This window comes from Pseudomonas sp. DG56-2 (assembly GCF_004803755.1).
GTDB classification, from domain to species: domain Bacteria; phylum Pseudomonadota; class Gammaproteobacteria; order Pseudomonadales; family Pseudomonadaceae; genus Aquipseudomonas; species Aquipseudomonas auratipiscis.
Map to the genome: position 1 here is coordinate 5,243,485 of NZ_CP032311.1, position 15,565 is coordinate 5,259,049.

Here is a 15,565-nt window from a genome sequence, read left to right on the forward strand (position 1 = left end):
GATAACTCAAAAGTATTTTCCTTGACCGCAACCTGTCGAATTGACCTCAGTCCATCCGCGACCGTCATGACGGCATTTTCGATGATGGCTCAAGGCCTATCAACACGCTGCTTACAGCGTTCTTTCCAATGCTTGCCCACAGACTTATCCACAGGCACGCAGAGGGGTTTTGCGCCAAAGCAGAGTACCTATAAAAGACTTGACAAAGGCTGGCAAAAATCTTTATCGAACACTTGATCAAAAAACGATCATAGCGCTGAAAGCCTTATAGATAAAGGCTTACAGCAAGGTGCTACCAAGTTACCCACAGCCGCTTCCACACCAATGGTGGACAACTCAAAACCTCGACAAAACATCCGCTTGCAGCGACTTTGTGTCGCGGCGCAAAGGAAGTACTCGTAAGGTTTTCCACAAAGCTGTGGACAAAAAAAGCCCCGCATCGCAGGGCTGTTTTTCCGATCGAATCAATGCCCGCCGAGATAGGCGTTTCGTACTTCCTCGTTGACCAGCAGTTCTTGCCCGGTGCCGGTAAGGCGGATCTGTCCGTTGACCATCACGTAGGCACGATCAGACAGCTTCAGGGCGTGGTTGGCGTTTTGCTCGACCAGGAAGATGGTCATGCCGGTCTTGGCCAGTTCTCTGAGCGTGGCGAAGATCTGTTTGACCACGATCGGCGCCAGGCCCAGCGACGGCTCATCGAGCAGCAATAACTTAGGCCGACTCATCAACGCCCGGGCGATGGCCAACATCTGCTGCTCACCACCCGACATGGTCATGGCCCGCTGATTGCGCCGCTCCTTGAGCCGCGGGAACAACTCGAACATGCGTTGCATGTCTTCACTGGCATGTTTATCGCCGATAGGAATGGTGCCCATCATCAGGTTTTCTTCTACCGACATGTCCGGGAACACCCGGCGCCCTTCAGGCGACTGGGCGATGCCGTTCGAGGCAATGTAGTGCGAAGACTTGTGGGTGATGTCAGTACCGCGATAGACAATCTGCCCGCCAGCCGCCCGCGGTTGGCCGAAGATTGACATCAGCAGGGTCGACTTGCCGGCACCGTTGGAGCCGATCAGGCTCACGGTTTCGCCTTCGTCGATGTGCATCGAGACTTTTTTCAGGGCCTGGATCGGACCATAGAACACATCCAGGTCCTTGAGTTCGAGAATGGGGGCAGTCATACCAGCTCCTCTTCGTCGGCACCCAGGTAGGCGGCGATTACCGTCGGGTTGTTGCGAATATCCTGTGGCGCGCCTTCGGCGATCACGTTGCCGTGGTCAAGTACCACGATGTGATCAGAGATGCTCATAACCATGCCCATGTCATGCTCGATGAGCACGACAGTCAGATCGTGCTCGTCGCGCAGCACTCGAATCATTCTGCTCAGGGCTTCGGTTTCCTGCGGGTTCAGGCCCGCTGCCGGTTCGTCCAGGCAGATGATCTGAGGCCGTGTGCACATGGCACGGGCGATTTCCAGTCGGCGCTGCTGGCCGTAGGACAGCTCACCGGCCAAGCGGTTGGCGCAGTCCACCAGGTCGACCACTTCCAACCAGTAGAAGGCGTGATCGAGGGCATCGCTTTCGGCTTTTCGGTAGCCCTTGGTATTGAGCACACCGGCCAGCAGACTGCGGTTTACCCACATGTGCTGGGCCACCAGCAGGTTCTCCACCACCGACATTTCCTTGAACAGGCGAATGTTCTGGAAAGTCCGCGCCAGCCCCGCCCGGTTGACCAGGTGAGTACCGCCAAACATTTTGTAGTGCAGCCGGTTGATGAAGCGTTTGGGCGAAACGAAATCACTCAACTGAAAGCGTTCGCCAAGCAGTTGGATAACGTTGGTACGCGTGCCGCGCATGTTCAGTTCGATCTTGCCGCCGCTGGCCTTGTAGAAACCGGTCAGGCAGTTGAACACCGTGGTTTTTCCCGCACCGTTCGGGCCGATCAAGGCGAAGATGGAGTTGCGCTTGACCTTGAGACTGACATCGCTGAGCGCCTTGATACCACCAAAGTGCATCATCAGGTTGTCGACCGAAAGAATCACGTCGTCGCTCATGGCGCTACTCCTTTACGCGGAACTACACCGGTGCGGCTGATACGAATCAGGCCACGCGGTCTCCAGATCATCATCAACACCATGAGCACCCCGAATAGCAGCACTCGGTATTCGGAGAAGCTACGCAGCAGTTCCGGGGCAACAGTCAGAACGAAGGCAGCGATCACCACACCGACCGTGGAGCCCATGCCACCCAGTACCACGATGGCCAGGATCAACGCCGACTCGAAGAAGGTGAACGAAGACGGGTTTACAAAGCCCTGGTAGCTGGCGAAGAACACTCCGGCCAAGCCGGCGGTAGAGGCACCGAGGGTGAACGCAGAAAGTTTTACCAATACATGGTTCAGGCCCATTGAGCGGCAGGCAATTTCGTCTTCACGCAAGGCTTCCCAGGCGCGCCCCACCGGCATACGGGTCAACCGGTGCTTGATGTACAACACCGCCATCACCACCAGGAACAGCACGATGTAGATGAACAGGAATTTCACGTTGGGGTTGTAGTCGATGCCAAAGAACTCATGGAACGGGATCCCGCCGTCCTTGGCTCGACGTCCAAACTCGATGCCCAGAAACGTTGGCGAAGGCACCGGCATGCCATTGGGGCCGCCGGTGAACGACAGCCAGTTGTTGAGCACCAGGCGAATGATTTCACCAAAGCCCAGGGTCACAATGGCCAGGTAGTCACCGTGCATCCTCAGCACCGGGAAACCCAATATGCACCCAGCCAGCGCCGCTGCAATCGCTGCCAGTGGCAATACGGTCCAGAAGCCCAGGCCAAGGTACTGATAGCCCAGCGCCAGGCCATAGGCACCGATGGCGTAGAACGCCACGTAACCCAGGTCGAGCAGCCCAGCCAGCCCGACCACAATGTTCAGGCCCAGCCCAAGCAGCACGTAGATCAGGCCAAGGATGACGACCGTGAGCAGGTACTTGTTGGCAAAGAAGGGGAAGACAATGGCGATCACCACCAGCGCCGGAATAATCCAGCGCAGGCGTGATTTGTAGTCCGGCGCCAACACGTGCACGCCCGAACCGCTGCCTTCGAAACCTTGCAGGATCGACTGGCCTTTAGGAGTTTGCAGAAACAGGCTGAGCAGGAAACGCCCGGCCATCACGCCGGCAACCAGCCAGGCGACACGGGTGGGCTCCATGTTGAAGCTGTAGCCGTCGAGCACGACGCCGACGATGGGTCCGAAGACAATCAGGGAAATCAGCCCGGCGAGAATCGCGTCGATCAGGCTACGCTTGATATCGAATGAGTTGGTTTTGGCAGCAGACATACTTACACCTTCGCCACGAGAGGGCGACCCAGCAGGCCTTGGGGACGGAAGATCAGAATCAGCACCAGGAGGGAGAAACTGAACACGTCTTTGTAGTCGGAGTTGATCATCCCGGAGAACAGCGACTCGGAAATACCAAGGATGATCCCGCCGAGCATGGCCCCCGGCAGTGAGCCAATCCCACCCAACACCGCAGCGGTGAAAGCCTTGATGCCGATGATGAAGCCGGCATAGAAGTCGAAGGTGCCGTAGTTCATGGTGATCAGTACGCCCGCCAGCGCAGCCATTACGGCACCGATGACGAACACATAGGAAATCACCCGGTCAGTGTTGATGCCCAAGATCGAAGCCATCTTGCGATCCTGCTGGGTAGCACGGCACATGCGCCCCAACTTGGTGAACTTGATGATGTAGGTAAGCGCGGCCATACCGACAAAAGCGGCGATCAGAATGAATATCTTGGTGTAGGTCAGTTGCACGAAGCCGGTGCCCACTTCCAGGCGCCAGGCGCCTTCGAGCAGGGTCGGTACGCCTTGCTGGCGTGCGCCCTGGCTGATCTGTGCGTAGTTTTGCAGGATGAGCGAAATACCGATGGCACTGATCAAGGGTGCCAGGCGGGTGGAGTTTCGCAGGGGCTTGTAGGCGATGCGTTCAATGGTCCAGCCATAGACGCCTGTTACCACAATGGTGAAGATCAGCGTCCCGAGCATCAGCAGCGGGAAGGATTCGATACCGAAGTAAGCCAGCAATGCCAGACTGATCGCCGCCAGGTAGGCGGAAATCATATAAACCTCGCCGTGCGCGAAGTTGATCATGCCGATAATGCCATAGACCATTGTGTAGCCGATGGCGATCAGACCATAGACAGACCCCAGGGTCAGCCCATTGATCAGTTGCTGCAGGAAAATACCATCCATAACGCAATCTCACGTATTTGAGATTGCACAGCGCCGACTACGGTGAGGCCCGGATCAAGCGGCCCTCGCAGCGCAGGGTTGTGCAGATCTACGAGAAAAGACAGGTACTGCGCAAACCGGGTAGCGACCCGGGCAGGCGCCCGGGTCGAATACCGTTGTTATTTTTGTTTTTCCAGTTGGTGGTACTTGCCTTGGGCATCCCACTGGTAGACCACGTAGTCAGAAACAGTCAGGTCACCTTTGGAGTCCCATTTTTTCTCGCCCATCACGGTTTTCACCGGGTTGGCCTTGAGCCATTTGGCGGCGTCTTCGCCCTTGTTCGACTTGGCGCCGTTGAAGGCAGCGGCCAGCGCCTGGACCGAGGCGTAGGCATACAGGGTGTAGCCTTCAGGTTCGGTGCCAGCCTTGCGGAACTCCTCCACTACCGCCTTGCTGTCTGGCAGCAGACGTGGGTCGGCGCCAAAGGTCATGTACACGCCATCGACGTATTGCGCGCCGCCGGCGGTGGTGACCAGTTCATCGGTGACAATTCCGTCGTCGGACATGAACTTGACGTCCTTGAGGCCTTGCTCACGAAGCTGGCGAACCAGTGGGCCGGCTTCCGGGTGCAGGCCGCCGAAGTACACAACGTCGGCACCCGCGGCACGGATCTTGGTCACCACGGCACTGAAGTCTTTCTCGCCCCGCGTCAGGCCTTCATACAGCACCGGGGTCACGCCACGCTTGGCCAACTGAGCCTTGGTGGCATCAGCCAGACCCTGGCCATAGGTATCCTTGTCGTGCAGCACCACGACCTTCTTGCCCTTGAGCACATCAACGATGTAATCACCGGCGACGATGCCCTGCTGGTCGTCACGCCCGCACATACGGAACATGGCGCTCAGGCCGCGCTCGGTAACCTGTGGGTTGGTCGAGCCTGGGGTGATTGCGATGACCCCGGCTTCGTCGTACACCTCGGAAGCAGGAATGGTGTTGGACGAGCAGAAGTGCCCGACCACGCCCGCCACCTTGTCCTGATCCACCAGGCGGTTGGCCACCGCAACAGCCTGCTTCGGCTCACAGGCGTCATCGCCTTTGACCAGAACGATCTTCTCGCCGTTAACCCCTCCCGCGGCATTGACGGCATCGGCCGCTGCCTGGGCACCTTTCATGTACTGCTCACCAAACGCTGCGTTGGCACCGGTCATCGGGCCTGCTACGCCGATCTTGATGTCGGCCTGAACATACGAAGAAACACCCAGCGCCGTAGCTACGGCGAGGGCCAAAAAGCCTTTCTTGTAAAACGTCTGCGACATGAGGTGGTGCTCCTTGGAGTTTTTTTGGTTGGCACTACAACGTTCAGCAATTGCTCTGAGCAAGGGCCGTGCCATTGGTTTTTTATTCTGGAAAAACTCGTGAAGAAGTTGTCGGGGCTTGAACCGCGTCCTTTTTTTATTGGCCGTGCAACCGTCTGCTTCACGCAAAGCGCCACCGCCTGCAAACAGAAAGAGCAACCGCCTAGTGCCATCATTGCAACCCCGGCAAGTGTTTACGTGCAACCAGCCTGTAACAGGATGCGTAACCGAACTGCACATCCTTGGTGCGCGACTGCTACAGCGGGCACCATTACAGGCTAGCTGGTGTGCTGTAAAAGCGCTGCCACAGTTGCCTGCTACCGATGTACCCCTGGCGTACCCGCCCGCCGACAGAAAAAGGCTGGCACAATGACAAGGTCTGCGTGTCGTTGCTGACAAATGATGGCGCGCGCCCCTTACGGAGCCCCTTATGAGCGAGAGCGCCTTCGCCGATCGCATTGTGCAGAACCTGCTCGACACTGACTTCTACAAACTGAGCATGATGCAGGCGGTGCTGCACAACTATCCCAACGTCGAGGTGGAGTGGGAGTTTCGCTGCCGCAACGGCGAAGACCTGCGCCCTTATCTGGCGCAGATCCGTGAGCAGATCGACCAGTTGTGCGAGCTGAGCCTGGCCAATGGTCAACTGGGATTTCTTGAGCAGATCAACTTCATCAAGCCGGACTTCCTGCGTTTCCTTGGCCTGTTTCGCTTCAATTTGCGTTATCTGCACCTGGGCATCGAGAACGACCAGTTGTACCTGCGCATCCGCGGCCCCTGGCTGCATGTAATCCTCTTCGAAGTGCCCTTGCTGGCGATCATCAGTGAAGTGCGCAACCGTCAGCGTCACCCGTTGGTCAAGCTGAGCGAAGCGCGCGACCAGCTGTACCGCAAATTCGACTGGCTCAGGGCCCATGCCAGCAGCGATGAACTGGCCGAGTTGCAGGTAGCCGACTTCGGCACCCGCCGACGCTTCTCCTACAAGGTTCAGGAAGAAGTGGTAAGGGTGCTGAAGGAAGACTTCCCTGCGCGTTTCGTTGGCACCAGTAACGTTCACCTGGCACGAAAACTGGATATCAAGCCCCTGGGGACCATGGCCCATGAATGGATCATGGCCCATCAGCAACTGGGGCCTCGACTGATCGACAGCCAGATCGCCGCCCTCGACTGCTGGGTGCGTGAGTACCGCGGCCTGCTTGGCATCGCCCTGACCGACTGCATCACCATGGATGCTTTTTTGGGCGACTTCGATCTGTTCTTCGCCAAGCTGTTCGACGGTCTGCGCCATGACTCGGGCGACCCGGTGCTTTGGGCGGAAAAGGCCATCGCTCACTACCGCAAGCTGGGTATCGACCCGATGACCAAGACCCTGGTGTTTTCCGATGGCCTGAACCTGACCAAGTCACTGGAAATCTTCCGTGCCCTGCGCGGTCGGATCAATGTCAGCTTTGGCATTGGTACCAACCTGACCTGTGACATTCCAGGGGTGGCGCCGATGAGCATCGTGCTTAAAATGACCGACTGCAACGGCCAGCCTGTCGCCAAGATTTCCGACGAGGCAGCCAAGACCCAATGCCGCGACGAAAATTTCGTCGCTTACCTGCGCCATGTCTTCAAAGTGCCCAAGGAGTAATTCATGCAAGCCGTCCAGCGAGAGATCGCGCAAGCGCTCAAGGTCCAGCCGCCATTCGCCGACCGCGCCGCGCTCGATGCCGAAGTGGCCCGGCGCGTGGCATTCATCAAGCAATGCTTGAACAACGCACGGATGAAGACCCTGGTCCTGGGCATCAGTGGTGGTGTCGACTCGCTGACTGCAGCACTGTTGGCGCAACGGGCCATCAATGAGCTGCGCAGCGAAACCGGCGACCCGGCCTATTGCTTCATCGCTGTGCGGCTGCCCTACCACGTGCAGCAGGATGAACACGACGCCCAGGCTTGCCTGGATGTGATCAAGCCGGACGAGCTGCACACGGTGAACATCGCCCCAGCGGTACAGGCGCTGGCCAAAGAGGTGCAGGCGCTGGAAAACGGCAAGCCGGCGATGGTCGACTTCGTGGTTGGCAACACCAAGGCACGCATGCGTATGGTCGCTCAGTACACCATCGCCGGCGCTCGCCAGGGCCTGGTGATCGGCACCGACCATGCCGCCGAAGCGGTGATGGGTTTCTTTACCAAGTTTGGCGATGGATCCTGCGACCTGGCCCCGTTGAGCGGCCTGGTAAAAAACCAGGTACGGGCAATCGCCCGCAGCTTTGGCGCTCCGGAGTCACTGGTAGAGAAAGTGCCCACTGCTGATTTGGAAGACCTGGCCCCGGGTAAACCGGACGAAGCTTCTCATGGTGTTACCTATGAGCAGATTGATGCGTTTCTGCACGGAGAACCCGTGAGCGAAGAAGCCTTCGAGATTATCAAGGGCACCTACGAGAAGACCCAGCACAAGCGCGAAATGCCATTCGCGCCTTGATGAAAGCATCGCGGGGCAAGCACGCTCCTACAGTTTGTCTGTAGGAGCATGATTGCCCAGCGATTTCAAAGGTAACGCGTTACTTCAGAGTAACGGTGCCTTTCATCATCGAGATGTGGCCTGGGAACGAGCAGAAGAAGCCGTACTTCTCACCCGCTGCCAGTTTCGACACGTCGAAAGTAACCGAGTCTTTCTCGCCCGCACCAATGACTTTGGTGTGAGCGATAACACGTGCATCACCGTCTTTCAGGTATTGCTTGTCGATACCAGCCGACAGGCCATCGGTAGCAATTGGCTGCATGTCAGCTTCTTTGCTGATCACCAGGTTGTGGCCCATGACGTTCTTCGGCAGCGAGCCGGAGTGAGTCAGTTCAACGGTGAAAGTCTTGCAGCTTTTGTCGATGGCGATGTCTTTGGTGTTGAAGGACATCTGGTCGGTGGAGTCGACGGTAACCTTACACTCAGCGGCAAACACCTGAGTGCTGGCCAGAGTCAGCAAAGATACAGCTACAACTTTGGCAAACATCGTGAATCTCCTTGGCAGGGTTTTGATCAGTTTGCAGACTGCCTGAATCACTTCATCCCTTCCCTGATATGAATCAAGAGGCCGGAGAAGCGCCGGACAGTAGATTTGTTCTATGGATTGTATACAGCCAATCAAAGTGCACATCATGCGCCATTCCGGGACGATGAAACAACCTCTCATTCAGGAGTAGAAGCCATGTCCCTCAACAGCTTGATGAACAGCTTGCTCGCCGCTTATGCCTGCGGTGCCAGTGGCGCCACTTGCGAGTTCTGTCGTTCCGAATAAGATCCGCCCTTGGAAGCGGCGGGTATGCGCCTTACTCTCTGTGTGCTTGTTATCGGAGAGATGAAATGCCTGTACGTTCCATTTGCGTATTCTGTGGCGCCAGCACCGGCGTCAACCCTGCCTACCGCGATGCAGCCATCGCCCTTGGCCAGACCATCGCCCAGCGTGGCCTCACCCTGGTTTACGGCGGCGGTGCCGTCGGCCTGATGGGGATCGTGGCTGACGCGGCCATGGCCGCTGGCGGTGAAGTTATCGGGATAATCCCGCAGGCTCTGAAAAGCGCCGAGATCGGCCATACCGGGTTGACCCGCCTGGAAGTCGTCGACGGTATGCATGCGCGCAAGGCACGCATGGCTGAACTGAGCGACGCATTCGTCGCCCTGCCCGGCGGCCTGGGCACCCTGGAAGAGTTGTTTGAAGTCTGGACCTGGGGCCAACTGGGTTACCACGCCAAGCCCCTGGGGCTGCTCGATGTCAACGGTTTCTACAGCAAACTTGGCAGCTTCCTCGACCATGTGGTGGAAGAAGGCTTTGTGCGCCCACAACATCGGGCCATGCTGCAACTTGCCGACGCCCCTGGCGAACTACTCGACGCCATGGAAAACTTCCAGGCGCCGGTCGCCCCTAAATGGGTAGACAAAAAGCCTGACTAAGCCTGGGCGCCTTCCAATGGCATCACCGTAACCTGCACCTGCGGATCATGCGTGCCGCCGCCGAGAATCACGCCACGCAGCGGTGACACATCAAAGAAGTCCCGGCCCCAGGCCAAGGTGATGTGCTCCAGCGCAGGCAGCAGGTTGTTGGTTGGGTCAAAGTCGACCCAGCCCTGGATTGGACAAAATACCGAGACCCACGCGTGCGAGGCGTCAGCCCCCACCAGGCGCGGTTGCCCAGGCGGCGGTCGAGTCAGCAGATAGCCACTGACATAGCGCGCCGCCAGCCCCCTTGAACGCAGGCAGGCAAGCATCAGGTGAGCAAAGTCCTGGCAAACGCCCCGCCTGCGCTCAAGCACTTGCTCCAACGGCGTAGCGACCTGGGTCGCGCCGGCCTCGAAGGTGAACTCGCTGAAGATTTTTTCCATTAATGCCTGGGAGCCCGCGAGCAAAGGTCGGCCTGGGGCAAAGCACGATGCGCTGAAAGCAACGAAACGCTGCTTCAGACGCACGTAGGGCGATTCAAAACGGTAGCGACAAGCCTGCAGATGCTCGCTCGACAGCGGCTTGCTGGTATAGCTCAGTGCATCACGAACCTGCTCCCACGCCGGTGAAACACTCAATTGTGGAGCGCTTCGCGGCAACACCTCGACATGCAAGCGCGCGACCACACGCAACTGCTCATGCTGGCGTTCAAAGGCCAGGCGCGTAAGCGGATTTCCGAACACATCCCATTCGTCCCGTCGCTGGGTCGGCTCGGGGCTGATCTGGAGCACCTGCTCCGTACAACGCTGCCAGGCACAAGGCCGTGGCCATAGGTGAGCCAACTGCTGGGCAAGGGACACCGGACTGTCATAGCGATAATGGGTGTCGTGAACAACATGATAACGCGCACTCATCAGACCGACACCGTTTGCTGACTGACATCGTCGACATGAGCGAAGTGGCGCAGGGCCAAGCGCTCGGAAATACCGCTGCTGGCTGCAGCGACCGATTGCAACAGGTCGGCCAATCCAGTCAACACCGCATGAACACTCGCGCTGCCAAACAACGAGGTCTCGAGGTTGCGCAAGTCGAACTGTTTGAGCTGCTGAGCCAGCAACGCCAGGCCCGGATCAACGGGGCTGGCGAACGCTTCGCACAAGCGTCGGTAGGTACGCACCAGTAGGTTGAGCTGGAACATCACGGCGTGCGGGTTCTGTTCATCCAGCAGCAAAAGGTCGAGCACTGGAATCAGTTGTGCGACCGCCAAATAACGTGAGCGATAGGTAATGCTGCTGTTTCCCAATTCCAGCAGCCACTCAAGCCCAGCCTGATCGTATACCGCCGGCCCGCGCAGGAAAGCTGCCAGGCTGCTGCACAGTGACTGCAGGCGTTCGATGCGCCGACCAATCATCAAAAAGCGCCAGCCTTCGTCGCGGGTCATGTCATCCAGGGCAAAGCCCGACAGCGCCGCCATCGACATGACCAGGCGGTTGAGAAAATCCACCTGTTCCCCAAGGCCCGCCGTGTCATCGCCAAGGCTCTGCGCCTCGCGTTGCAACTCCACCAACGCCTGCCAGTTTTCCCGCGAAAGTTTGCCGCGCACCTGTGACGCTGCCCAGTGCAAGCGCTGCAGGTTATTACTGAGGCTGAAGGCCCAGTCCTGGCCGGCCAAAGCGGCGCGCAAACGCTCGAGCAGCCTGCCCTCGGGCGGCAGCAACGAACGTTCACCCGCCAGCGTCACCGCGGCCTGCAGGGCCAGGGGATCGTCGCCATCGAGATACCGGGTAAGGATGATCCGCAGCAAACGCGCACTGGCATCGCAGCGCTCGCAATACCGTCCGAACCAGAACAGGTTTTCTACTACGCGTGACGGCAGGTACGGGTCTTGCCGCACCAGCTCAGCCACGCCAAGCGTCTGCGCGCTCCGCCACGGCTCATCGACAGGTGCCGTGTCCCCCAACACCCAGATATCTTTGCTGGCGCCTCCACGCTGCATCGACACCACTTCAGCGTCTGCCAGCGCGGCCACTCGGGTAAGGCCGCCCGGCAAGACCCGGTATCCCTCAGCCGTTGACACTGCATAGACCCGCATACCAATGGCCCGTGACCGCAATTGACCTTGGTCCTGCTGCCATACCGGCGCTTGTGACAATTGCGCCAGTTGCTGAGCTACATAGGCATAAGGGCGCGCCTGAATCCGCTGGCGAAGCGCCTGACGCTCGGCCTCGTTCAGCCCACGACCCAATACTGGATTGAAGCGCTGTGAAGGAAAGGCAGGTTTTACCAACAACTGCGGGAGCTGCTCCAGTGCTTGCGCCATCACCGCAGGTTCGCCGCACCACCACGTGGCTATCGATGGCAAGCTGAGTTCCTCGGCAAACAGATGTTGGTTGATGGCTGGTAAAAAGCCCAGCAAACCAGGCGATTCCAACACCCCGGAACCCAGTGCGTTGGCTACCAGAACACGACCCTGACGCACCGCATCGAGCAATCCGGGAACGCCGAGTGCCGAGTCAGTACGCAGCTCCAGCGGATCGCAAAAATCGTCGTCCAGACGACGCATGATTGCATGAACCCGGCGTAATCCGCTGAGCGTCTTGAGAAAGACCGTGGCGTTGCGCACGGTCAAGTCTGCACCCTCTACCAGCGGGTAGCCCAATTGGCGGGCAAGGTACAAATGCTCAAAATAGCTTTCGTTGAAACGGCCCGGCGTTAGCAAGACGACCAGTGGCACCTCCTTCTCGCTGGGTGCCAGGCGCACCAGCGTGTGCTGCAATGCAGCGAAAAAGCCTGCCAGATGCTGAACCCGCAGGTCGCGATACAACTCAGGCAGCGCGCGGGAAACGATGGTCCGATTTTCCAGTGCATAACCCGCGCCGGATGGTGCTTGGGTACGGTCAGCCGTGACCCACCATCGACCATCCGGTGCCCTCGCCAGATCCACCGCGTAGACATGCAGAAAGGTCCCACCGGGCGGGCTGATTCCTTGGCAGGGCCAGAGGAAATTGTTGTGCCCATAGATCAGCTCGCTTGGCAGCAACCCGTTGCGGATCAGCTGTTGCTGACCATAAACGTCGGCCAGAACCGCATTGAGCAGACGTGCGCGCTGGACGATGCCCGAGGCCAACGCCTGCCACTCGGAGGCAGGAATCAGGTGCGGCAACAAATCCAGTTCCCAAGGACGGTCGGCGCCTTGGGGATCGGCATAAATACTGTGAGTGACGCCGTTTTCGCGGAGTTGGCGAGTCAGTGACGCTTGTCGCTGGGTCAACTGTGCCGGGCCGCTACGCTGCAGGTAATCACACACTGGCTGCCAGTGACCACGGACTTTGCCTTGGTCATCGAGCATTTCGTGGTAAGCACCCGGGATTGGCCGGTAGGCATCAAACAAGTCAGGCATGGCGTCGATCGAGGTCTGCAAGTCGATTCAGAGAGCGGAACCGCGCAAGACATGTGCCATATGGCCAAGTCAGTGAATTCCGGCCTGCAACTCATTCAGGTGCACCAAAAGCGCACCGCAGAGAGGCTGCCGTGCAAGCGTTGCACAGATTCGAGGCTTTTCCAGAAAAAACTGCAGGGGAGCGGCGTGATCCGGCCCCCTTTTTTTCAGGGTGCGCTGGCCTCATCGCGGGGCAAGCCCGCTCCCATTGCCAGGGAATTGCTAACTAGCGTGGCACGGCCGGTTGGCGGGCAGGTTTCTTACCGCCTTTACCGCCTTTGGCTGCTTCTTTACGCTCTTTGGCAGCCTGCTGGTTGCGGGCAAATGCCGCTGCCTTGGCTTGCTCGCGCTTGTCCCACGGATTGGAGCCGTCGCTTGCGCGAGGCGGCAAGCCCGTGTGCTGGGTCAGGATCTTCTGATCCTTGGCCACTTTGTGGCTACCCGCTGGCGTGGAGTTCTTGCGTCGAGCACTCTGGTAGCTGTCAGTCGACGGCTGGTGCAGCGGAATCAGCTGATGCTTGCCAGAACCAATCAAGTCGGCACGCCCCATGCGCTCCAGTGCCTCACGCAGCATCGGCCAGCCTTTCGGGTCGTGGTAACGCAGGAACGCCTTGTGCAGGCGACGCTGCTGCTCACTCTTGACGATGGTTACCGGGTCACTCTTGTACGTAACCTTGCGCAGCGGGTTCTTGCCGGAGTGGTACATGGCAGTGGCCGAGGCCATCGGCGACGGGTAGAACGCCTGCACCTGATCAGCACGGAAGCCATTACCCTTGAGCCACAAGGCAAGGTTAATCATGTCTTCGTCGGTGGTACCCGGATGCGCGGCGATGAAGTACGGGATCAGGTACTGTTCTTTACCTGCTTCTTTGGAGTACTTCTCGAACATGCGCTTGAAGCGGTCGTAGCTGCCAATACCCGGCTTCATCATCTGATTCAGCGGGCCTTCCTCAGTGTGCTCCGGGGCAATTTTCAGGTAGCCGCCAACGTGGTGGGTCACCAGTTCCTTGACGTACTCCGGCGATTCCACCGCCAGGTCGTAACGCAGGCCGGAAGCGATGAGGATCTTTTTCACCCCAGGCAGTTCACGTGCGCTGCGATACAGCTTGATCAGGGCCGAGTGGTCGGTGTTCAGGTTCGGGCAGATACCCGGGAACACGCACGACGGCTTGCGGCACGCCGATTCGATCTCGGGGCTCTTGCAGGCAATACGGTACATGTTCGCGGTAGGGCCACCGAGGTCGGAAATGACACCGGTAAAACCTGGAACCTTGTCGCGAATTTCTTCGATTTCACGAATGATCGAATCGTGGGATCGGTTCTGGATGATGCGTCCTTCGTGTTCGGTGATCGAGCAGAAGGTGCAGCCGCCGAAGCAGCCGCGCATGATGTTCACCGAGAAACGGATCATGTCGTAAGCCGGGATCTTCTCCTTGCCGTACGCCGGGTGCGGGATGCGCGCATAGGGCATGCCGAACACGTAGTCCATCTCTTCGGTGGTCATCGGAATGGGCGGCGGGTTGAACCATACGTCAACCTCCCCGTGCTTCTGTACCAGCGCGCGGGCGTTGCCCGGGTTGGTCTCCAGGTGCAACACCCGGTTGGCGTGAGCATAGAGCACGGCGTCAGCACGGACTTTCTCGAACGATGGCAGGCGAATGACCGTTTTGTCACGGGTCATGCGCGGGCTGTCCAGAATCTGTACGACCCTGGCTTCGTTGGGATCTTCGTCCGGGCCTTTTTCCTGCTCGATGGCGCAGGCCTGGGTGTCCTGGGTGTTCACGTACGGGTTGATGATCTTGTCGATCTTACCCGGACGGTCGATACGCGTGGAGTCGACTTCGAACCAGCCTTGCGGCGTGTCGCGTCGAATGAAAGCCGTGCCACGAATATCAGTGATGTCTTCGATCTTCTGGCCAAAAGACAGGCGCTGGGCGACTTCCACGATGGCGCGCTCGGCGTTGCCGTACAGCAGGATATCGGCACAGGCGTCGATCAGGATCGAATGACGAACCTTGTCCTGCCAGTAGTCGTAGTGCGCGATACGGCGCAGGGAAGCTTCGATACCACCCAGCACGATAGGTACATGCTTGTAGGCTTCCTTGCAGCGCTGGCTGTAGACCAGGCTCGCGCGGTCCGGACGCTTGCCGGCCAGGCCGCCTGGCGTGTAGGCGTCGTCGGAGCGAATCTTTTTATCGGCGGTGTAGCGGTTGATCATCGAGTCCATGTTGCCGGCCGCGACACCGAAAAACAGGTTCGGCTCACCAAGCTTCATGAAGTCGTCTTTGGACTGCCAGTTCGGCTGGGCAATGATGCCCACGCGAAAGCCTTGGGCTTCAAGCAGGCGGCCAATGATCGCCATGCCGAACGACGGATGATCGACGTAGGCATCACCGGTCACGATGATGATGTCGCAGGAATCCCAGCCGAGCTGATCCATCTCCTCCCTGCTCATTGGCAGGAACGGTGCTGGTCCGAAGCATTCGGCCCAGTACTTGGGATAGTCGAAAAGTGGTTTGGCTGCTTGCATGTCAGTGACCGGTGGCTAATCGATGAAAAATCGCGGGCGCGGAATATAGCACAAATTTTGACCAATTCCGACGTTAAAGGTCGGAATTGCTCGAATTGC

The 15,565-nt window shown here is 58.5% G+C and carries 12 protein-coding genes; 3 read left to right on the plus strand and 9 right to left on the minus strand.

Features of this window, described 5'->3' with window-relative positions; all coding sequences use genetic code 11:
* Nucleotides 1-464: 464 nt before the first annotated feature.
* From D3Z90_RS24100 to D3Z90_RS24120, 5 genes are all read right to left on the minus strand, one after another.
* Nucleotides 465-1,181, minus strand: a complete 717-nt coding sequence (locus D3Z90_RS24100) for an ABC transporter ATP-binding protein (RefSeq protein WP_136478383.1) — start codon at nucleotides 1,179-1,181, stop codon at nucleotides 465-467.
* Nucleotides 1,178-2,053, minus strand: a complete 876-nt coding sequence (locus tag D3Z90_RS24105) for an ABC transporter ATP-binding protein (protein ID WP_136478384.1) — start codon at nucleotides 2,051-2,053, stop codon at nucleotides 1,178-1,180. The genes D3Z90_RS24100 and D3Z90_RS24105 overlap by 4 nt, the downstream gene beginning before the upstream one ends.
* Nucleotides 2,050-3,333 carry a high-affinity branched-chain amino acid ABC transporter permease LivM gene (gene livM, locus D3Z90_RS24110; RefSeq protein ID WP_136478385.1) on the minus strand — a complete coding sequence of 428 codons (1,284 nt, stop codon included), beginning with the start codon at nucleotides 3,331-3,333 and terminating at the stop codon, nucleotides 2,050-2,052. Before livM ends, D3Z90_RS24105 begins: the two co-directional genes overlap by 4 nt.
* Nucleotides 3,334-3,335: 2 nt before the next feature.
* Nucleotides 3,336-4,250 carry a branched-chain amino acid ABC transporter permease LivH gene (locus tag D3Z90_RS24115; protein ID WP_136478386.1) on the minus strand — a complete coding sequence of 305 codons (915 nt, stop codon included), beginning with the start codon at nucleotides 4,248-4,250 and terminating at the stop codon, nucleotides 3,336-3,338.
* 158 nt (nucleotides 4,251-4,408) lie between these two features.
* Nucleotides 4,409-5,545, minus strand: a complete 1,137-nt coding sequence (locus tag D3Z90_RS24120; RefSeq protein ID WP_136478387.1) for a branched-chain amino acid ABC transporter substrate-binding protein — start codon at nucleotides 5,543-5,545, stop codon at nucleotides 4,409-4,411.
* Nucleotides 5,546-6,014: 469 nt separating this feature from the next.
* Between D3Z90_RS24120 and pncB the strand changes: the two genes are divergently transcribed.
* Nucleotides 6,015-7,217 (plus strand): nicotinate phosphoribosyltransferase, encoded by a 1,203-nt coding sequence (gene pncB / locus D3Z90_RS24125; RefSeq protein ID WP_136478388.1) that lies wholly within the window; start codon nucleotides 6,015-6,017, stop codon nucleotides 7,215-7,217.
* Between the two features lie 3 nt (nucleotides 7,218-7,220).
* Nucleotides 7,221-8,048 carry an ammonia-dependent NAD(+) synthetase gene (nadE, locus tag D3Z90_RS24130; RefSeq protein ID WP_136478389.1) on the plus strand — a complete coding sequence of 276 codons (828 nt, stop codon included), beginning with the start codon at nucleotides 7,221-7,223 and terminating at the stop codon, nucleotides 8,046-8,048.
* Nucleotides 8,049-8,127: 79 nt separating this feature from the next.
* Here the strand turns inward: nadE and azu are convergent, their stop codons facing one another.
* The gene (gene azu / locus D3Z90_RS24135; RefSeq protein ID WP_136478390.1) at nucleotides 8,128-8,574 is read right to left on the minus strand and encodes an azurin; all 447 of its coding nucleotides are present in this window, start codon (nucleotides 8,572-8,574) and stop codon (nucleotides 8,128-8,130) included.
* A gap of 350 nt (nucleotides 8,575-8,924) precedes the next feature.
* Between azu and D3Z90_RS24140 the strand changes: the two genes are divergently transcribed.
* Nucleotides 8,925-9,512, plus strand: a complete 588-nt coding sequence (locus tag D3Z90_RS24140; protein WP_136478391.1) for a TIGR00730 family Rossman fold protein — start codon at nucleotides 8,925-8,927, stop codon at nucleotides 9,510-9,512.
* Here the strand turns inward: D3Z90_RS24140 and D3Z90_RS24145 are convergent.
* The 3 genes from D3Z90_RS24145 to D3Z90_RS24155 all read right to left on the minus strand — a co-directional run bounded on the left by D3Z90_RS24145 (nucleotide 9,509) and on the right by D3Z90_RS24155 (nucleotide 15,466).
* Nucleotides 9,509-10,411, minus strand: coding sequence for a transglutaminase family protein (locus tag D3Z90_RS24145; protein WP_136478392.1), 903 nt, complete (start codon nucleotides 10,409-10,411; stop codon nucleotides 9,509-9,511). The two genes, D3Z90_RS24140 and D3Z90_RS24145, sit on opposite strands and share 4 nt — an antisense overlap.
* Nucleotides 10,411-12,897, minus strand: coding sequence for a circularly permuted type 2 ATP-grasp protein (locus D3Z90_RS24150; RefSeq protein WP_136478393.1), 2,487 nt, complete (start codon nucleotides 12,895-12,897; stop codon nucleotides 10,411-10,413). Before D3Z90_RS24150 ends, D3Z90_RS24145 begins: the two co-directional genes overlap by 1 nt.
* Before the next feature lie 265 nt (nucleotides 12,898-13,162).
* Nucleotides 13,163-15,466 (minus strand): YgiQ family radical SAM protein, encoded by a 2,304-nt coding sequence (locus tag D3Z90_RS24155; RefSeq protein WP_136478394.1) that lies wholly within the window; start codon nucleotides 15,464-15,466, stop codon nucleotides 13,163-13,165.
* Between the last annotated feature and the right edge of the window lie 99 nt (nucleotides 15,467-15,565).

What these genes read in the sequence shown, in the direction of transcription:
- D3Z90_RS24100 (WP_136478383.1), bottom strand. Translation starts at nt 1,181, where the DNA reads ATGACTGCCCCCATTCTCGAACTCAAGGACCTGGATGTGTTCTATGGT.
- D3Z90_RS24105 (WP_136478384.1), bottom strand. Translation starts at nt 2,053, where the DNA reads ATGAGCGACGACGTGATTCTTTCGGTCGACAACCTGATGATGCACTTT.
- livM (WP_136478385.1), bottom strand. Translation starts at nt 3,333, where the DNA reads ATGTCTGCTGCCAAAACCAACTCATTCGATATCAAGCGTAGCCTGATC.
- D3Z90_RS24115 (WP_136478386.1), bottom strand. Translation starts at nt 4,250, where the DNA reads ATGGATGGTATTTTCCTGCAGCAACTGATCAATGGGCTGACCCTGGGG.
- D3Z90_RS24120 (WP_136478387.1), bottom strand. Translation starts at nt 5,545, where the DNA reads ATGTCGCAGACGTTTTACAAGAAAGGCTTTTTGGCCCTCGCCGTAGCT.
- pncB (WP_136478388.1), top strand. Translation starts at nt 6,015, where the DNA reads ATGAGCGAGAGCGCCTTCGCCGATCGCATTGTGCAGAACCTGCTCGAC.
- nadE (WP_136478389.1), top strand. Translation starts at nt 7,221, where the DNA reads ATGCAAGCCGTCCAGCGAGAGATCGCGCAAGCGCTCAAGGTCCAGCCG.
- azu (WP_136478390.1), bottom strand. Translation starts at nt 8,574, where the DNA reads ATGTTTGCCAAAGTTGTAGCTGTATCTTTGCTGACTCTGGCCAGCACT.
- D3Z90_RS24140 (WP_136478391.1), top strand. Translation starts at nt 8,925, where the DNA reads ATGCCTGTACGTTCCATTTGCGTATTCTGTGGCGCCAGCACCGGCGTC.
- D3Z90_RS24145 (WP_136478392.1), bottom strand. Translation starts at nt 10,411, where the DNA reads ATGAGTGCGCGTTATCATGTTGTTCACGACACCCATTATCGCTATGAC.
- D3Z90_RS24150 (WP_136478393.1), bottom strand. Translation starts at nt 12,897, where the DNA reads ATGCCTGACTTGTTTGATGCCTACCGGCCAATCCCGGGTGCTTACCAC.
- D3Z90_RS24155 (WP_136478394.1), bottom strand. Translation starts at nt 15,466, where the DNA reads ATGCAAGCAGCCAAACCACTTTTCGACTATCCCAAGTACTGGGCCGAA.